Source organism: Mycobacterium cookii (assembly GCF_010727945.1).
Lineage (GTDB): Bacteria > Actinomycetota > Actinomycetes > Mycobacteriales > Mycobacteriaceae > Mycobacterium > Mycobacterium cookii.
In genome coordinates, this window is sequence record NZ_AP022569.1 from 4,660,574 (window position 1) to 4,678,068 (window position 17,495).

At 67.4% G+C, this 17,495-nt stretch carries 15 protein-coding genes and 1 pseudogene; 9 read left to right on the forward strand and 7 right to left on the reverse strand.

What is annotated here, in order from left to right:
* Positions 1–6 precede the first annotated feature (6 nt).
* The gene (locus G6N27_RS21890; RefSeq protein WP_163780075.1) at positions 7–471 is read right to left on the reverse strand and encodes a tRNA (cytidine(34)-2'-O)-methyltransferase; all 465 of its coding nucleotides are present in this window, start codon (positions 469–471) and stop codon (positions 7–9) included.
* Positions 472–856: 385 nt separating this feature from the next.
* Here G6N27_RS21890 and G6N27_RS21895 point away from each other — a divergent pair, with 385 nt between their 5' ends.
* The 5 genes from G6N27_RS21895 to G6N27_RS21915 are packed head-to-tail and all read left to right on the forward strand — an operon-like array spanning position 857 to position 5,496.
* A complete protein-coding gene (locus G6N27_RS21895; protein ID WP_372512940.1) occupies positions 857–3,592 on the forward strand; it encodes a sensor histidine kinase in 2,736 nt (911 codons plus the stop codon).
* Positions 3,589–3,996: a serine protease inhibitor gene (locus tag G6N27_RS21900; RefSeq protein ID WP_163780077.1), complete on the forward strand. Its 408-nt coding sequence runs from the start codon at positions 3,589–3,591 to the stop codon at positions 3,994–3,996. Before G6N27_RS21895 ends, G6N27_RS21900 begins: the two co-directional genes overlap by 4 nt.
* Positions 3,997–4,002: 6 nt before the next feature.
* Positions 4,003–4,365, forward strand: coding sequence for a DUF742 domain-containing protein (locus tag G6N27_RS21905; protein ID WP_163780079.1), 363 nt, complete (start codon positions 4,003–4,005; stop codon positions 4,363–4,365).
* Positions 4,346–4,948 (forward strand): GTP-binding protein, encoded by a 603-nt coding sequence (locus G6N27_RS21910; RefSeq protein WP_163780081.1) that lies wholly within the window; start codon positions 4,346–4,348, stop codon positions 4,946–4,948. Before G6N27_RS21905 ends, G6N27_RS21910 begins: the two co-directional genes overlap by 20 nt.
* Positions 4,948–5,496, forward strand: coding sequence for a pentapeptide repeat-containing protein (locus tag G6N27_RS21915; RefSeq protein ID WP_372512939.1), 549 nt, complete (start codon positions 4,948–4,950; stop codon positions 5,494–5,496). Before G6N27_RS21910 ends, G6N27_RS21915 begins: the two co-directional genes overlap by 1 nt.
* Here G6N27_RS21915 and G6N27_RS21920 read toward each other — a convergent pair.
* Together G6N27_RS21920 and G6N27_RS21925 are read right to left on the reverse strand one after the other, a co-directional pair.
* Entirely contained in the window at positions 5,493–8,177 is a 2,685-nt protein-coding gene (locus G6N27_RS21920; RefSeq protein ID WP_163780084.1) for an FHA domain-containing protein, read from the reverse strand. The genes G6N27_RS21915 and G6N27_RS21920 overlap by 4 nt on opposite strands.
* Before the next feature lie 56 nt (positions 8,178–8,233).
* Positions 8,234–9,427 (reverse strand): NADH:flavin oxidoreductase, encoded by a 1,194-nt coding sequence (locus G6N27_RS21925; RefSeq protein ID WP_163780086.1) that lies wholly within the window; start codon positions 9,425–9,427, stop codon positions 8,234–8,236.
* Positions 9,428–9,586: 159 nt separating this feature from the next.
* On the opposite strand from G6N27_RS21925, the gene G6N27_RS21930 reads away from it, so the two are divergent.
* The gene (locus tag G6N27_RS21930) at positions 9,587–10,432 is read left to right on the forward strand and encodes a bifunctional methylenetetrahydrofolate dehydrogenase/methenyltetrahydrofolate cyclohydrolase (protein WP_163780088.1); all 846 of its coding nucleotides are present in this window, start codon (positions 9,587–9,589) and stop codon (positions 10,430–10,432) included.
* Between the two features lie 32 nt (positions 10,433–10,464).
* Complete coding sequence (locus G6N27_RS21935) at positions 10,465–10,710, forward strand: DUF3017 domain-containing protein (RefSeq protein ID WP_163782147.1); 246 nt, start codon at positions 10,465–10,467, stop codon at positions 10,708–10,710.
* Between the two features lie 2 nt (positions 10,711–10,712).
* Here the strand turns inward: G6N27_RS21935 and G6N27_RS21940 are convergent.
* A pseudogene (locus tag G6N27_RS21940) lies at positions 10,713–11,093 on the reverse strand (DUF732 domain-containing protein); the annotation flags it as partial.
* 156 nt (positions 11,094–11,249) lie between these two features.
* Here G6N27_RS21940 and G6N27_RS21945 point away from each other — a divergent pair.
* Both G6N27_RS21945 and G6N27_RS21950 read left to right on the forward strand, forming a co-directional pair.
* Complete coding sequence (locus tag G6N27_RS21945; protein ID WP_163780092.1) at positions 11,250–12,683, forward strand: FAD-dependent oxidoreductase; 1,434 nt, start codon at positions 11,250–11,252, stop codon at positions 12,681–12,683.
* Between the two features lie 72 nt (positions 12,684–12,755).
* A complete protein-coding gene (locus G6N27_RS21950; protein ID WP_163780094.1) occupies positions 12,756–14,123 on the forward strand; it encodes an HNH endonuclease signature motif containing protein in 1,368 nt (455 codons plus the stop codon).
* Positions 14,124–14,126: 3 nt separating this feature from the next.
* On the opposite strand, the gene G6N27_RS21955 is transcribed toward G6N27_RS21950, so the two are convergent.
* From G6N27_RS21955 to G6N27_RS21965, 3 genes are read right to left on the reverse strand one after another with little or no spacing between them, the layout of a single operon-like run.
* Complete coding sequence (locus tag G6N27_RS21955; protein WP_163780096.1) at positions 14,127–14,858, reverse strand: class I SAM-dependent methyltransferase; 732 nt, start codon at positions 14,856–14,858, stop codon at positions 14,127–14,129.
* The gene (metX, locus tag G6N27_RS21960; protein ID WP_163780098.1) at positions 14,855–15,988 is read right to left on the reverse strand and encodes a homoserine O-acetyltransferase MetX; all 1,134 of its coding nucleotides are present in this window, start codon (positions 15,986–15,988) and stop codon (positions 14,855–14,857) included. The genes G6N27_RS21955 and metX overlap by 4 nt, the downstream gene beginning before the upstream one ends.
* A 22-nt stretch (positions 15,989–16,010) precedes the next feature.
* Positions 16,011–17,372 (reverse strand): bifunctional o-acetylhomoserine/o-acetylserine sulfhydrylase, encoded by a 1,362-nt coding sequence (locus G6N27_RS21965; protein ID WP_163780100.1) that lies wholly within the window; start codon positions 17,370–17,372, stop codon positions 16,011–16,013.
* Positions 17,373–17,495 lie beyond the last annotated feature (123 nt).

Sequence of the window (17,495 nt, forward strand, 5' to 3'; positions counted from 1 at the left end):
GCATCGTCAGCGGGCGCCGCGAAACCCCTGCTGCCGCCACGCCTCGTACACCGCGACCGCGGCGGCGTTGGCGAGATTGAGTGAACGCCGTCCGCTCAGCATCGGGATGCGGATGCGGTCGGTGATGTGGCTGTCGGCAAGCGTCGTCGCATCGAGCCCGGTGGGCTCCGGGCCGAACATCAACACGTCGCCGGGCTGATACCGGACGTCGGTGAACAGCCGAGTCGCGTGCGCGGTGAACGCGAACACCCGCTGCGGCGCCAGCGCCGTCCAGGCGTCGTCGAGCGACGCATGCACCGTCACCGACGCGAGGTCGTGATAGTCCAACCCGGCCCGCCGCAGCTTCGGCTCGGACAGGTCGAAACCCAGCGGCTCGACAAGATGCAGTTCGGCTCCGGTGGCCGCCGCGGTCCGGATTGCATTGCCGGTATTGGGCGCTATGCGAGGCGAGAAGAACAGAATCCGGAACACGTGACGATCATGGCAGCCTGCGGGTTAGCTGCCGGTCCATGACGGTGCCCGCGCCTGCCCAATTGGCGACAGCATCCGGATAACAGAATGTTGCGTTACCGGGAACTCTGCCGGGAAATGCGCCATCCGGAGCAGCTGCCGGCCGAATTCGCGGGCTGCCGACAATTTGCTGGACAGCTCGAAGCGCGTACTTGCGCGGGGCGGTGAACTCTGTCTGTTCAGTAAGAATTGTGGTCTCGATAGCCGGTGACTGGCATACTCGTCGAATTGCCAGGCGTATATCGCTTGCCCGTCGCTCGGGGTGAGCGCAATTAGCAGGAAGTCTCATGAACCTCGCGCTAACACTGCGATTCAGCGGGGCGGTCACTAGCACCGCTGTAGTCCGGTGACGATGTTTGCCCGCGCTGCGCGGGCCGTCGTGCCGAGCAAAAGTGGCGTCGCGGTCGACAACAGCGCCGAGTTCGGATCGGAGAAACGACCGGCGTCGTGGTCGCTGCGAAATTGGCCGGTGCGATGGAAAGTGGTGGCCATTGCCGCGGTGCCGTTGGTGTTGGCGATGGTTTTCGGTGGACTTCGTATTGCGGGGGCGGTGACCGACGCGCGCGATCTCCGACTCGCCGCCGATCGCGCCGAAATGGTTCCGGCGATCACCAAATACATGTCAGCTCTCGATGTGGCGCTGCTGGCCACCTCGGCTGGCGGCGACGTTGAGGGCGCGAAAAAGAATTACGACGCGCGCAAACACGAACTCGAGGCCCGGCTGGCCGAGACCAACGTCGCCTCCGACGTCGAGACCGGTGTCAACGTCCTGCTGGACAACGGCCAGACGCTGTTGGACGCCGTCGCTACGAACGGGATGCCCCTGCGGCTGCGGGTCACCACCTACGCCCCGATCCTGTTGACCGCCGAGAACACCATCGACGGGTCGGTGCGCGTCCGCGACGAGCGCATCCGGGCCGCTGCGCAGGGACTGAGCCGCGCAATCGGGGCCCGCGGCCAGATGATGATGCAGCAGCTGCTGATCACCCGCGGCGCTGATCTGCCCGAGCCCGAGCTGCGCACGTCGATGATCACCCTGGCCGGTACGGAGCCGTCGACGCTGTTCGGCATGGCCGAGGTGCTCGGCGTCGGCTCACCGGAAGCCAAGACGCTGCAGCAGCAGATGGTGACCCGGATGTCGGCGGACTCCGATCCGGCCACCAAGCTGGTCAACAACCCGATCCTGCTGAAGTCCGTGCAGACCACCGACGGCATCGCCGCGCAGCTCATCAAGGACACCACCGATCTGGTGACCAAGTCCGTTGAGAACCAGGCCCACGATCGGCGCAATGCCGCGATCCGCGACATCGTCCTGGTGCTGACCGCGATCGCCGCCGCGCTACTGATCGTGTTCTTGGTGTCGCGCTCGCTGATCCGGCCGCTGCGGGTATTGCGCGACGGCGCGCTCAAAGTCGCCCACGAGGACCTCGAGCGTGAGATCACCCGGGTGCGTGCCGGTGACGAATCGCCTCCCGACCCGCTGCCGGTGTACACCACCGAAGAAGTCGGTCAGGTCGCGCACGCGGTCGACGAATTGCACACCCAGGCACTGCTATTGGCCGGTGACGAGGCCAGGCTGCGGCTCCTGGTCAACGACATGTTCGAAACCATGTCGCGGCGCAACCGGACGCTGGTCGACCAGCAGCTCTCGCTGATCGACCGGCTCGAACGCAACGAAGAAGATCCCGAGCGCCTCGACAGCCTGTTCCGACTCGACCACCTGGCCGCCCGGATGCGCCGCAACGGCGCCAACCTGTTGGTGCTGGCCGGGGCGCAGGGTTCGCGCGGCGACCAGCGATCGCCGGTGGCGCTGTCGTCGGTCATCCACGCGGCGACCTCCGAAGTCGAGGACTACCGCCGCGTCGAGACGTCGATGGTGCCCGACTGCGAGATCGCGGGCCCGGTCTCCGGCGACATCGTCCACCTGCTCGCCGAGTTGATCGACAACGCGTTGCGCTACTCGCCGCCGGCGTCGCCGGTTCGGGTCTCGGCCGGATTCCGCAACGACGGCGCGGTCCTGCTGCAGATCGTCGACGCCGGGCTGGGCATGACGGACGGGGACCGGCGGATCGCCAACATGCGGCTGCGCGCCGGGGGAGAAGTGACTCCGGAGAGCGCCCGCCACATGGGTCTGTTCGTGGTCGGCCGGTTGGCCGACCGGCACGGCATCCGGGTGCGACTGCGCGGTTCGTCGATCGATGACGCCCGGTCGGGCACGACCGCCGAGGTCTACCTGCCGTCGACGGTGTTGGCTTCCGCCGACGGCGTCCCGGTCACACCGCGCGAGATGGCGCCGGCGGTCCCGGCAGCGGTTGCCCCGCCCGACCCGCCGACCGCCGTGGCGGACGACCGCGATGCGGCCGGTGCGCTGGTCGATGCCAACGAACGCAACGGCTCCTACGAGACCGAGTCGTCGATAAGCCTGCTGCCCCGACGCCGACCGGGGTCCAGCGGCATCACCGGCACCCCGGCGGACGCACCGCCCGCTCCCGAGGAACAGCCGACTCAGCCTGCGGCGCAACCTGTTTCGAACACCTCGTCGTTCTTCGGCTCGCGGCGATTGAGCCGCCAGCGCGGCAAAGCCGAGCCGGTCGCGCCAGAGCCGGTGCCGGTGGCGCAGGCCGAAGTGCCGGAGGCCGAAGTGCCGGAGACCGACGAGGTCTGGTCCACCGAACCCGCCGCTCCCGCGGCTGCGCCCGCCGACGACGATCTGATCTATCAGCGGATGCTCTCCGAATGGCTGGTCGACCCGCACGACATGGCGCGCAGCCCCGATTTGGATTGGCAGACAGTCTGGGACCGTGGCTGGTCCGCTGCCGCCGACATCGAGAACGTCCCCGTGCAGACGCACACCGATCAGGGCCTGCCGGTGCGTGAGCCGGGTGCCCGGCTGGTGCCGGGCGGCGCCGCCAGCGATCAGAACGGAACTGCGCACCACCGTGCCGACGACGACAACGGGTTAGCATCGAACGGCATACGCGACCCCGAAGCCATCCGCGCCTCGATGAGCAGTCATTTCGGCGGCGTTCGCGCTGGACGATCGCACGCCCGCGAGACAGACCAAGGAACCGATCACGCATGAGTTCTGGCTCCGACAATTCACTGGACTGGCTGGTGTCGAATTTCGCCCGCGAGGTCCCTGGCGTGGCACACGCCGTGCTGGTGTCCGTGGACGGCTTGCTGATGGCGGCGAGCGAGCACCTGCCGCAGGAGCGGGCGGACCAACTCGCCGCGGTGTCGTCGGGTCTGGCGAGTCTGGCGAACGGGGCCGCGCAGCTGTTCGACGGCGGCCCAGTGCTGCAGTCGGTGGTCGAGATGCAGAACGGCTACCTGCTGTTGATGCAGGTCGGCGACGGGTCGCACCTGGCAACGCTAGCCTCGACCTCGTGCGACATCGGCCAGATCGGCTACGAGATGGCGGTGCTCGTCGAACGGGTGGGCAACGTCGTTCAGTCGTCCCGACGCGCCCAGTCTTCGCATTCGTGAGCCACCATGGACAGTCACGAGCCGCCTGAAGCGAGCCTGGTACGCCCGTACACCCTGACGGCGGGCCGCACCAAGCCCAGCGTCGACCTCCCGCTGGAAGCTCCCGTGCAGACGCTGCAGTCGGCGATGTTCCACCGATGGCCACTCAACGACGTGCGCGGCCGCATCGTCCAGCTGTGCGTCAAGAGTCCGTCGGTGGCCGAAATCTCGGCTCGGCTGGATTTGCCGCTCGGTGTTACGCGTGTGCTAGTCGGTGATTTGGTGACTTCGGGCTACCTTCGAGTGAACCGGACATTGACCGAACTCTCGACCCGCGACGAACGCCGCGAACTGATAGGAAGGACGCTCCGTGGCCTACGAGCGCTCTGATGCGAGGGCCCACCCGCATCCGAAGCCGCGCGACACCGCCTCGACCAAAATCGTCATCGCCGGAGGATTCGGCGCAGGCAAGACGACGTTCGTCGGCGCGGTCTCGGAGATCATGCCGCTGCGGACCGAGGCCATGGTCACCGACGCCTCCGCCGGCGTCGACATGGTCGAGGCCACCCCGGACAAACGCACCACCACGGTCGCGATGGACTTCGGCCGCATCACCTTGGACGAGGACCTGGTCCTGTACCTGTTCGGCACGCCGGGGCAGCGCCGATTCTGGTTCATGTGGGACGACCTGGTCCGCGGCGCGATCGGCGCGGTCATCCTGGTGGACTGCCGGCGCCTGCAGGACAGCTTCGCCGCGGTCGACTTCTTCGAACACCGCAACTTGCCATTCCTGATCGCGGTGAACGAATTCGACGGCACGCCAAGGTTTCCCGTCACCGAGGTGCGTAAGGCTCTGACCCTGGCCGAACATGTCCCGGTGATCAACATCGACGCCAGGGACCGCCGCTCGGCGACCGACGCGTTGATCGCGGTCAGCGAATACGCGCTGGCAAGCTTGTCGCCCACCGGCTAGTGCACTGGACCGACTGCGAATTCGTCGGCCGAGATTTCCGCGACGACGACCTCAGCCGGCTGCGCACCGAGCGGGTCGTCTTCACCGAATGCGATTTCAGCGGGGTCAATCTCGGCGAGTCCGAACACCTGGGCTCCGCGTTTCGCAATTGCAAGTTCAATCTGACGACGCTGTGGCACAGCACTTTTCGTCAGTGCAGCATGCTGGGATCGGTGTTCGTGCGATGCCAACTGCGGCCGCTGACGCTCGACGAGGTCGACTTCACCCTGGCGGTGCTCGGCGGAAACGATCTGCGCGGCATCGACTTCAGCGGCTGCCGGTTCCGGGAAGCCAGTCTCGTGGAAGCCGATCTGCGCAAGTGCCTGCTCCGGGGTGTCGACCTGACCGGCGCCCGCACCGTCGGCGCCCGGCTGGATGACGCCGATCTGCGCGGCGCGACCGTTGATCCGTCGCTGTGGACGACGGCGTCGCTGACGCGGGCGCGGATCGACATCGAGCAGGCGCTGGCGTACGCCGCGGCGCACGGACTACGGCTCGACGCAGGCTAACGCTTGAGCCGGATATTCCACCGCACATAACCGGCGTAGAACAGCGAGAGCGCCACCAGCATGCCCATGTCGAACAGGAAGATGTGCTTGGAGTGCTGCCAGATCGGGTCGTTGGTCGGAATCTGCTTGACCTTCACCAGGTCCGGGAAGTCGATCGACGACGCTCCCGCGGCGTAACCCCAACGCCCGGGCGTCAACCACGACAGCTGGTTGAGTCCGGCTCGGCCGGTCACCGGGATCATCCCGCCGGCCAGCACCAGCTGCGACATGATCGACACGACCAGCAGCGGCATGATCTGCTCGTTGGACTGCGCCACCGCCGAGAGCATCAGCCCGAGAATGGCTGACGCCACGCATGTTCCGGCGACGGTGACGAACAGCGAGAACGTCGAGTTGTCGAAGAACGGCGGATGCGCGGTCGGCGCACCCTTGCCGAGCCGGACGATGATCGTCGAGATCGCCGCCTGGACCGTGGCGAAGATGCAGAAGACGGTGACCTTGGCCAGCAGATAGGCCGTCGTGGACAACCCGACCGCCTGCTCTCGTCGGAAAATGGGCCGCTCGCCGATCAGGTCGCGGATGGTCAGCGCGGTACCCATGAACACGGCGCCGATGTTGAGCAGCACCATGATGTACTGCGGCTGGGTGGGGGCCAGGCCCAGCGGATCGGCCGGACCGAGGCCCGGTTTGGGCCCCTTCACCGTCAGCGACAACGCCCCGATGAGGAACGGCAACACCGCGAGGAACACCGAGTAACCGCGGTCGGAGATCACCAGCCGAACTTGGCGCCGCGCGATCGTGGACAGCTGGCGCAGCAGGTCGGTGTGTACCGGTTCGCCGAGATCCGCGGGTCTCTCCGACGCCGTGGCCCGCGACTGGCTGCCCCGGCCGCCCTGTTCCAGGAAGCGGCGGTTCGCCTCGTCCGGGTCGGCGCCCACGTTGGCGAAGATGTCGGCCCAGTTGGTGGTGCCCAGCGCCGCGCCGACCTGGCTGGGCGGCCCGTTGAAGGCCATCTTGCCGCCGGGGGCCATCAGCAGGATCTGGTCGCAGACGTCGAGGTAGGACACCGAGTGCGTGACGACGAGCACCACACGGCCGGCGTCGGCGAGCTGGCGCAGCATCAACATCACCTGGCGGTCCAGCGCCGGGTCGAGGCCCGAGGTCGGCTCGTCGAGCAACAGCAGCGACGGCTGAGTCAGCAGTTCCAGCGCGACCGAGGCACGCTTGCGCTGGCCGCCGGAGAGCTTGTCCACCCGGGTGTCGGCATGCTTGGTCAGGTCGAGTTCCTCGAGCACCTGCGCGACGACCTGGGCGCGTTCCTCTTTACTGGTGTCCGGCGGGAGTCGCAGCTCGGCGGCATAACCCAGTGCCTGATTGACGGTGAGCTGACGGTGCACCACATCGTCCTGCGGCACCATCCCGATCCGGCTGCGCATCGTCGCGTACTCGGCGTGAATGTCGTGGCCTTCGAAGGTGACCGTTCCGGCGCTGGGCCGGGTGTACCCGGCGATCAGGCGCGACAGCGTGGTCTTGCCCGCACCCGATCCGCCGATGATCGCGGTCAGCGTCCCCGGCCGCGCCGTCAGGGAGATCCCGTCCAGCAGCTCCTTGCCGTCGATCCGGAAGTGCACGCTGTTGACTTCCAGGCCACCGGTCCGGGTGGCGGCTTCGGTGCGGCGAATCAGATTGCCGTCGTTGAAGACGAGGTCGATGTTGCCGATCGTGATGACGTCGCCCTCGTTGAGCACGGCGGACCCGACGCGGACGCCGTTGACGAACGTGCCGTTGACGCTGTGGGCGTCGCGGATCTCGGCGCCCAGCGGCGAATCGACCAGGAACGCGTGATGACGCGAGGCCAGCACGTCCTGGATCACGATGTCGTTGTCGTTGGCCCGTCCGATCGTCATCGACCCGGCAGGCTTGTTCGGCGTCGACGAGCCGGGCAGGATCGCCTGGATCATCTTGGTGGCGAGGTTGCCTGATTCGTGCGGTTTGCTGCGCGGTGCCGGCCCCAACTCAGTCTTCGGCGCGTAATTCTGCACCGGTGGCGGTGGCGGTGGCGGTGGCGGTGGGGCTGGCGGTGGTGGTGGCCGGTGCTGCGGCGGCTGCTGGGGACCGTTCGGCGGATAGCCCGGCGGCCGCTGGGCGGCGGGCTGAAAGCCCGGCTGCGGTGGTGGCGCGTACGGCCGCGGCGGTCCCGGCGGAGGAGGGGGTCCCGTGGGGATGGGAGGGCCCGGCGGGGGAGGACCCTGCGGCCGCAACCCGACCGGCGGACGGGACGGCGGCTGCTGTGCGTGTGCCGGCCGCGGCGGTGCCGACGGGTTCGCTATCGGCATCGAGGTGGTCTGCGGCGGCCGTCCGATGTTGCCCTGGGCGCGCCCGATCTCGAAGGTCAGTTGCGGCCCATCGGGATTGCCGATGTTGATGGCCTGGCCGTCGTGGATGTCGACCACCGGCGCGCGGCGCCCGTTGACGAAGGTCCCGTTCAGCGAACCGTTGTCGATGGCCACCCAGCGGCCTTGCTCGAAACGCAGCAGCAGATGTGCCCGCGAGATCAGCGGATGCGTGATGCGCATGTCGGCGCGGAGATCGCGTCCGACGACGACGTCGTGCCCCGCTGCGAACGTACGTTGTGATCCGTCGTACCGAACTGTCAGCACGGGCGGTGCTGCTTGACTCATCGCCCCAACCTTAGCTGGCTCACTGAACCGACTGTATCGGCTGCCATGCGGTGGGCTCAGAGCGACACGGGCAGGTCCGGTGCGCCGGTGACCACGCACCGGGTGCGGGTGTAGATCGTCGGCATGCACCGGTTGCAGTGTGTACAAGCCGAATGCACGCTGCGGTCGCGCGCGATCCGGTTGATCAAGTCGGGTTCGGCCAGCAGCGCCCGGCCCATCGCGACGAACTGAAAACCTTCCGCCATCGCCAAGTCCATCGTGTCCCGGTTGGTGATCCCACCCAGCAGAATCAGCGGCATGGTCAGCTCGGCGCGGAAGCGTTTGGCTTCGCGCAGTAAGTAGGCCTCGCGGTAGGGATATTCGCGGAGGAATTTCTTGCCGGTCATCCGCATGCCCCAGCTCAGTGGCGGCTTGAAGGCGCCGGCGAATTCTTTCAACGGGGCATCGCCGTGGAACAGATACATCGGGTTGACCAGCGAGCTGCCCGCGGTGAGTTCGATCGCGTCCAGCGCGCCGTCGTCCTGCAACCACTTGGCCGTCACGAGCGCCTCGTCGACGGAGATGCCGCCGCGGACACCGTCGGACATGTTGAGCTTGGCGGTCACCGCGATCTGATCTCCGACGGCGCGCTTGACGGCCAGGACCGTTCCGCGAGCCACCTTGGCCCGGTTCTCCAGCGATCCGCCGAACTCGTCGCTGCGACGGTTGATCAGCGGACTCAGGAATGCGCTCGCCAGGTAGTTGTGCCCCAAATGCACTTCGACAGCGTCAAATCCGGAGTCAACGGCCAGCTTGGCGGCGTTGGCGTGTGCGGCGATCACGTCATCGATGTCGGCACGGCTGGCCTTCTTGGCGAACCGCATGCCGATCGGGTTGAAGAACCGCACCGGGGCCAGCGCGGTGGCTTTGTTGGAGCGGGCATTGGCGACCGGGCCGGCGTGGCCGATCTGCGCGCTGACCGCGGCGCCCTCGGCGTGGATCGCATCCGTGAGCCGACGAAAACCCGGTACCGCTTCCGGGCGCATCCAGATGCCGTTGCCTTCGGTGCGCCCGCCCTGTGACACCGCGCAGTAGGCCACGGTCGTCATGCCGACGCCGCCCGCGGCCGGCGCCCGGTGGTACTCGATCAGGTCGTCGCTGACCAGCGCGTCGGGCGTGCGGGCCTCAAAGGTCGCCGACTTGATGATGCGATTGCGCAGCGTGATGGGCCCGAGCTTTGCCGGTGCCAGCACGTCTGGGACTTCAGACATGGCTGGAGCCTAACGGCGATCGCAAGGGCGGCGGAGCCGAACGCAGCGGGTCGCCGTCATCGGGCACGGTGGCGATCGCAAGGGCGGCGGAGCCGAACGCAGCGGGTCGCCGTCATCGGGCTCAGCGTCCACCTGCGCGCGCATGACAAACTGGACGACGTGGGTGCAATCACGTTGGACGGCAAATCAACGCGCGACGAGATCTTCGTCGACCTGACCAAGCGGGTGGCCGCGCTGACTGCGGCGGGCCGCACACCCGGCCTGGGCACCATCCTGGTCGGCGACGATCCGGGGTCGAAGGCCTACGTCCGTGGCAAGCATTCCGACTGCGCCAAGGTCGGCATCACGTCGTTGCGCCGCGACCTGCCCGCCGACATCACCCAGGCCAAGCTCAACGAGACCATCGACGAGCTCAACGCCAACCCCGAGTGCACGGGTTACATCGTCCAGTTGCCGTTGCCGAAGCACCTGGACGAGAACGCGGCGCTGGAGCGCGTCGACCCGGCCAAAGACGCAGACGGCCTGCACCCGACGAACCTGGGCCGGCTGGTGCTGATGGACCCGGCGCCGTTGCCCTGCACACCGCGCGGCATCGTGCACCTGCTGCGGCGCTTCGACATCGAGATCGCCGGCGCGCACGTGGTGGTGATCGGCCGCGGCGTGACGGTCGGTCGTCCGCTGGGCCTGTTGCTCACCCGTCGCTCGGAGAATGCGACAGTAACGTTGTGCCACACCGGAACTCGTGACCTACCCGCGCTGACGCGGCAGGCGGACATCATCGTCGCCGGCGTCGGTGTGCCGCACATGCTGACCGCGGACATGGTGCGTCCCGGTGCTGCCGTCGTCGACGTCGGCGTCAGCCGGGTGGACGGCAAGCTGGCCGGCGACGTGCATCCCGACGTGTGGGAGGTCGCCGGTCATGTGTCGCCGAACCCCGGTGGTGTCGGCCCACTGACCCGGGCGTTCCTGTTGACCAACGTCGTCGAATTGGCCGAAAGTCGTTGAACGTGCGCCGATTACTCCGCCTGCAGTGGCCGATGATCGCGGTCGTGCTGATCTTCGTGGTGGCATTCGGTCTGGCGGCGGCGAATTTCTGGCGCCGCGGCGCGTTGCTGATCGGCATCGGAGTCGGCTTCGCCGCGGTGTTGCGGTTGGCGCTCACCGACGACCGCGCCGGGCTTCTAGTGGTGCGCAGCAAGGGGATTGATTTCGCGACGATGGCATCGGTTGCCGCAGCGATGGTCTACATCGCCTGGACCATCGATCCACTGGGAACGCGCTAGACCCCCGGAATTCCGGTTATTCCGTTGCCGCCGGCGATGTTTGCGATCTCGGTCGGACAATACGTCTGTATCGCGATCGTGGTGAACAGCTGAGCCATCCGCGGGGACATGCCGCGGCGAGTCACACTGGATGCCGCAGCGGCGAAACTGCCGCCGGGTTGGGCGATCATCGGGCACAGCGACTGGCCGACGGCCATAGCATTTCCGGGTTCTCCGTACTCGATGCCGGCGTGGCTGAGCGCGTCGATGAAGTTGTCGTCGCTCGGGTCTGCCTCTCCCGGCGCCGAGACGGCGGTGGCGACCGTGATCAAACACCCGAGACCGAGCAGCGCTCGTACCGTCAACGGTTTGTTGTTCAGTCGCGCCATCCAGTTGTGACCCATACTCGTTCCCCCAAGTCTGTCTGCATCGAAGATTGGTCTACCAGCGTCACGTGCAGAACACGGTGACGTAAAAGTTCGCAAACGTTTCGGGCGACGCGCACCGACACGTGTTGCGTCATCGCGGTTAATGCCTCGTAGGGGCTGACAATGCAGGGCATGACGCGTGAGATGTCGCGGCAGACGTTTCTGCGCGGCGCCGCCGGCGCATTGGCCACCGGTGCATTCTTCGGCTCTGCCCGCGCCGGTGGCGAACCGGTGATCTCCGGCTGGGACGGGCTGTCCAATGCCATCGGTGGCCAGGTTATTCAACCTGGAGGACCGCAATTCGGTTCGGCCAAACAGGTTTTCAACACCAACTTCAACAGAATGACGCCGGCGGCGGTGGTTACCGTGACATCGCCGGCCGATGTGCAGAAGGCGATGACGTTCGCTGCCGCCAAAAATCTCAAGGTTGCTCCGCGCGGCGGCGGACATTCCTATGTGGGTGCCTCCACCGCGAATGGCACGATGGTGCTCGACACGCGGCAGTTGCCCGGCGACGTCAACTATGACGCGGCCTCTGGACTCGTCACCGTCACCCCGGCGACGAGTTTGTATGCGATGCACCAGGTTCTGGCGGCCGCGGGCCGCGGCATCCCGACGGGCACCTGCCCGTCGGTCGGTGCCGCGGGTCACGCGCTCGGCGGTGGGCTGGGTGCGCATTCCCGGCACGCCGGCTTGATGTGCGACGCCTTGCGTTCGGCGACAGTGGTTTTGCCGAGTGGTCAGGCGGTCACGGCGTCGCCGAATAGCCAGCCCGACCTGTTCTGGGCTTTGCGGGGCGGCGGTGGCGGCAATTTCGGGGTGACGACCTCGCTGACGTTCGCCACCTTCCCGACAGGCGATGTCGATGCGGTGAACCTCAACTTCCCAGCACAGTCGTTCGCGCAGGTGCTGCTCGGTTGGCAGAGCTGGCTGCGCACCGCCGACCGGAGCAACTGGGCGCTGGCCGAGGCGACCGTCGACGCGATGGGTACGCACTGCCGCATCCTGGCGACCTGCCCGGTCGGTTCGGGTAACGCCGTGGCATCGGCCATCACGTCGGCGGTCGGCATCCAGCCGACCGGCACCGATAATTACCGGTTCAACTATCTGGACTTGACGAACTATCTAGCGGCCAACAATCTCAACCCGTCGCCGCTCGGATACGCCGGTGGCTCAGACGTTTTCACGACCCTGACGCCGGCCGCCGCGCAGGGTATCGCTGCGGCGGTCGACGCGTTCCCGCGCGGCGCGGGCCGCATGCTGGCGATCATGCACGCACTCGACGGCGCGTTGGCCGACGTGCCTGCCGGGGCGTCGGCTTTTCCGTGGCGGCGGCAGTCCTCGCTGGTGCAGTGGTACGTGGAGACAGGCGACCCATCGGCGGCTTTGGGCTGGTTGAGCACCGCGCACAGCGCGGTAGGGCCGTATTCGGTTGGGGGATACGTGAATTACCTCGAGCCGGGTCAGTCTCCGGCGCGGTACTTCGGCCCGAACCTGTCTCAGCTGAGCGCGGTCCGGCAGAAGTACGACCCCGGCCGGGTGATGTTCTCCGGTATGCCGGTCTGATTCTTTGGGCGGTTATCCACAGCCGTCCTTTTCGAGGGTCGTCGTGTCGGCTGCGCGCGCTATAATTCGAACATGCGTTCGAGTACTCGTGAGGAGATCGTCGAGGTATTCGACGGGCTTCAGTCGTACCTCAAGTGCGCCCTGGACCTGTCGTTCGACGCCCTGACCACACCGGAGCGGCTGGCGTTGTTACAGCGCTGCGAGAAGCTGCGCCGCCAGCTGCCGGCTGTCGAACACTCATTGATCAACCAGCTCGCCGAGCAGGCAGACGAGGCCGAACTCGGCGGCAAGCTGCCCTCCGCACTGGCCAACCGGCTGCTGATCACCCGCGGCGAAGCATCGCGCCGCATCCACGAGGCCGCCGACCTCGGCGAACGCACAGCCATCACCGGAGAAGTCCTACCGCCCCTGCTGCCGGCTGCCGCCGAAGCGCAGCGCAACGGTCAGATCGGGCCGGGCCACGTCACGGTCATCCGTAATTTCTGGCATCGGCTGCCCGATTTCGTCGACGTGGAGACCCGCGACCGAGCCGAGTCGCACTTGGCCCGCCTGGGCGGCGACCATCGCCCCGACGAACTGAGCAAGCTGGCCGACAAGCTCACGGACTGCCTCAACCCCGACGGCGACTTCACCGACCACGACCGTGCCAGGCGGCGTGGCCTCACCATCGGCAAGCAGGACGTCGACGGGATGAGCCCGGTCACCGGTTTTCTCACCCCCGAGGCCCGCGCCACCCTCGATGCGGTGTTGGCAAAGCTGGCCGGGCCGGGAATGTGCAATCCCGCAGACGAGTCGCCGTGCGTCAGCGGCACCCCGTCGCAGGCCGTGATCGACAACGACACCCGCACTACCGGCCAACGCAATCACGACGCGCTGCTGGCCCTGGCTCGATCCGCGCTGGCCTCCGGAAAGCTCGGTAAGCACAACGGTCTGTCGGCCAGCGTGATCGTCACGACCACCCTGCAGGAACTCGAGTCCGGGTGCGGCACGGCGCTCACCGGCGGCGGGACACGGCTTCCGATGTCCGACGTGATCCGGCTGGCCCAGAACGCCCACAATTATCTCGCCATCTTTGACAGGGGCCGGCCGCTGGCGCTGTATCACCGCAAACGCCTGGCCTCTCCTGCGCAACGAATCATGTTGCACGCCAGCGATCGCGGCTGCTCCTTTCCTGGCTGCGACGCACCCGGCTATCTCACCGAAGTCCACCACACCGACCCGTGGGCCAGGTCTAAGCGAACCGACATTCGCGAGTTGACATTGGCCTGCGGGCCGCACCACAAACTCGCCGACAACGGTTGGATCACCCGCAAAAACCAACGCGGAGAGACCGAATGGGTTCCACCGCCGCACCTCGACCGCGGGCAACCCCGCACCAACACCTTCCACCACCCCGAGAAGCTGCTGCGAGCAGACGAAGATGACGACGAAGCGGCGTGAGAGTCAGGCGAGCGTCGCGCGCACGCACACCGTGATGTAGGGCAACGCGAGACCGCCGGCGTTGGCCAGCGCCGGATGGGTTGCCAGCAACTCGCGGACCCGGTCCAGCGTCTTGGAGCGGACTTCGGTAGGCGACATGATGCAGTAGCTGCGTGACGCGACCAAGTCGATCAATGCTTGCGGCGTAAGGTAATTCGTCCACTCGACCTGATGGCGCTCGATGTCGGTGAAAGGTTCGGGCAGTGTCACGTGGTCGCGCATCGGGTCGCCGTCGCGGCCGATGATGCTGCCAAGTTCCCGCACCCAGCCGAGCCGCTCGTCGCGGGTGTTCCACACCAAACCCAGTCGCCCGCCGGGCCGCAGCACCCTGGCCAGCTCGGGAATCGCCCGCTCCGGGTTGAACCAATGCCACGCCTGCGCCACGAGCACCGCGTCAACACTGTTGTCCGCCAACGGAATTTCCTCTGCGGTGCCGAGCAGTGCGGGCGTGTCCGGCAGCGACGTGCGCAGCATCTCCAGCATCTCGGCGATCGGGTCAACGGCGACCACGTCCAGCCCGCGTTCCACCAGCCTGGCGGTCAGCTTGCCGGTGCCGGCGCCGAGGTCGAGCACATCGCGGGCCCCGGCGGGCAGCAGCCAGTCGATCGCCTCCGGCGGATACGACGGGCGGCCGCGTTCGTACGCGGCCGCTTCAGAGCCGAACGACAATGAGCGGGCCTGGGACGATCGGGTCACCGCGAACACGCGCCTTCGGCCAAGCCGAGCGTCTGACGCACCAGATCGCCGACGGCGTCGGTCTCCACCAGGAAGCCGTCGTGCCCGTAGATCGACTCGACGATCTGCAGGCCGTCGCAGCCGGGCAGCAGCTCGGCCAGCTCCTCCTGCAGCCGCAGCGGGTAGAGCCGGTCGGAGGTGATGCCGCCGACCACCGCCGCAACCGGGCAGGCACGCAGCGCGGCGGCCACGCCGCCACGGCCGCGGCCGACGTCGTGGCTGGACAGCGACTCGGTGAGCACCACGTAGCTGCCCGCGTCGAACCGCGACACCAGCTTGCCGCCCTGATGCTCCAGGTAGCTCTGGACGGCATAGCGACCGCCCGCCAACGGATCCTGTTCGCCCTGAGCGTCGTTGGCGAAGCGGGTGTCCAGCTCGACCTCACCGCGGTAGGTCAGGTGCGCGAAACGCCGCGCGATGTCCAGGCCGTCCTGGGGGCTGCGTCCGGTGTCGTAGTAGTCACCGCCCTGCCAGTTCGGGTCGGCCCTGATCGCCGCGATCTGGGTGCACTGGGTCCCGATCTGGTCAGCGGTGGCGCGTGCACCCACCGCCAGCAGTAGACCCGCGCCGACCCGGTCGGGATAGCCGAGCATCCATTCCAGTGCCCGGGCGCCGCCCATCGAGCCGCCGAGCACAGCGGCGACGTCGGTGATGCCGAGGGCTTCCAGCGCGGCCACGTCGGCGGCGACCTGATCACGCACGGTGATCATTGGAAACCTTGAGCCCCAGGGCTTTCCGTCGGTGGAGCGGGAACTCGGCCCGGTCGAGCCGCGGCAGCCGCCGAGCACGTTGGTGGCCACCGCGCACCAGCGGTCGGTGTCGATCGGCGCACCGGGACCGGCGATGCCGTCCCACCATCCGGGAGTCGGGTGCCCCGGCCCGGCCGGCCCGGTGATGTGCGAGTCTCCGGTCAGCGCGTGCAACACGACGACGACGTTGTCGCGGGTGGGCGACAACTCACCCCACCGCTGCACGGCGATGCTGACATCGTCGAGCACCACACCGCTTTCCAGCCTCAGCGAACCGACATCGACGATGCCGACTTCACCCTCGGCGGGCAGCGTCTGCGTCGGCACATCTGAGATTGTCACTTAGTCACCTCGCCAAGGCCGCTCAGAACGCCGCCACGGCGCGCGAGTCGCCCACTTCACCGAATGCGCGAGCGGCGGCGAAGCCGAGTTCGAGGTCGGCCAGGATGTCGTCGATGCCCTCGATACCCACGGCCAGCCGCACCAGGCCGGGCGTCACGCCGGTGGCCAGCTGCTCCTCGGCGCTGAGCTGGGCATGCGTCGTCGACGCCGGGTGAATGACCAGCGACCGCACGTCGCCGATGTTGGCGACGTGGCTGTGCAGCCTGAGCGCGTTGACGAAGGCTTTGCCGGCCTCCGCGCCACCGGCCAACTCGAACGACAGCACCGCCCCGGTCCCCTTGGGTGCCAGCTTCTTTCCCAACTCGTGCCACGGCGAGGTCGGTAGCCCGGCGTAGTTGACCGAAAGGACGTCGTCGTGACCGGCGAGGTACTCGGCGACGCGTTGCGCGTTGGCGACGTGACGCTCGATGCGCAGGCTCAGGGTTTCGATGCCCTGGGCGACCAGGAACGCGTTGAACGGCGACGCCGCCGACCCGTAGTCGCGCAGCAGCTGCACCCGGGCCTTGACCGCGAACGCCGGCGGTCCCAGCTCGGCGTACACCACGCCGTGGTAGCTGGGGTCGGGGGTGGTGAAACCGGGGAAGCGGCCCTGCGTCCAGTCGAAGGTGCCCCCGTCGACGATCGCCCCGGCGATCGCGGCGCCGTGTCCGCCGAGGTATTTGGTGGCCGAGTGCACCACGATGTCGGCGCCCTGGGCGATCGGCTGGATGAGATAAGGCGTGGCGATGGTGTTGTCGACGATCAGCGGCACACCGTGCTCGTGCGCGACCGCGGAGACGCCGGGGGTGTCCAGGATGTCGATCTGCGGGTTGGAGATCGTCTCAGCGAAGAACGCCTTGGTGTTGGGGCGCACCGCGGCCCGCCATGAATCCAGGTCGTCGGGGTTCTCGACGAAACTCACCTCGATACCCAGCTTGGGCAGCGAGTAGTGGAACAGGTTGTAGGTGCCGCCGTAGAGCCGCGGGCTGGAGACGATGTGATCGCCCGCGGCGGCAACATTCAGGATGGCGAACGTTTCGGCGGCCTGGCCCGAGGACAGGAACACCGCGGCCACCCCGCCCTCCAGGGCGGCGATGCGCTGTTCGACGACGTCGGTGGTCGGATTCCCGATGCGGGTGTAGATGTTGCCGGGGACTTCCAGGCCGAACAGTGCCGCAGCGTGGGTGGTGTCGTCGAAGGTGTACGACGTGGTCTGGTAGATCGGCAGCGCACGGGCGTTGGTGGCCGGGTCCGGGTGTTGGCCGGCGTGGATCTGCTTGGTCTCGAACGACCAGTGTGCGGTCGGATCGACTTCAGAGTCGGTTTTGGGGATTTCGGAGCTCACGATGGGTGCTTTCTGGGAAGTGGGTCGGTCAGATGCTGGCGGGGGCGCCGCCGGGTCATCACGCGATGACGCGGGCGCTCGGGCGGTCAGCAGCTGCGACGCACATTGGGCCAGCCCACATAA

Excerpts from the sequence above, each read along its gene's own strand:
- G6N27_RS21935 (WP_163782147.1), top strand. The coding sequence starts at position 10,465 with ATGATCGCGGTCGTGCTGATCTTCGTGGTGGCATTCGGTCTGGCGGCG.
- G6N27_RS21925 (WP_163780086.1), bottom strand. The coding sequence starts at position 9,427 with ATGTCTGAAGTCCCAGACGTGCTGGCACCGGCAAAGCTCGGGCCCATC.
- G6N27_RS21950 (WP_163780094.1), top strand. The coding sequence starts at position 12,756 with ATGCGTTCGAGTACTCGTGAGGAGATCGTCGAGGTATTCGACGGGCTT.
- G6N27_RS21900 (WP_163780077.1), top strand. The coding sequence starts at position 3,589 with ATGAGTTCTGGCTCCGACAATTCACTGGACTGGCTGGTGTCGAATTTC.
- G6N27_RS21920 (WP_163780084.1), bottom strand. The coding sequence starts at position 8,177 with ATGAGTCAAGCAGCACCGCCCGTGCTGACAGTTCGGTACGACGGATCA.
- G6N27_RS21945 (WP_163780092.1), top strand. The coding sequence starts at position 11,250 with ATGACGCGTGAGATGTCGCGGCAGACGTTTCTGCGCGGCGCCGCCGGC.
- G6N27_RS21905 (WP_163780079.1), top strand. The coding sequence starts at position 4,003 with ATGGACAGTCACGAGCCGCCTGAAGCGAGCCTGGTACGCCCGTACACC.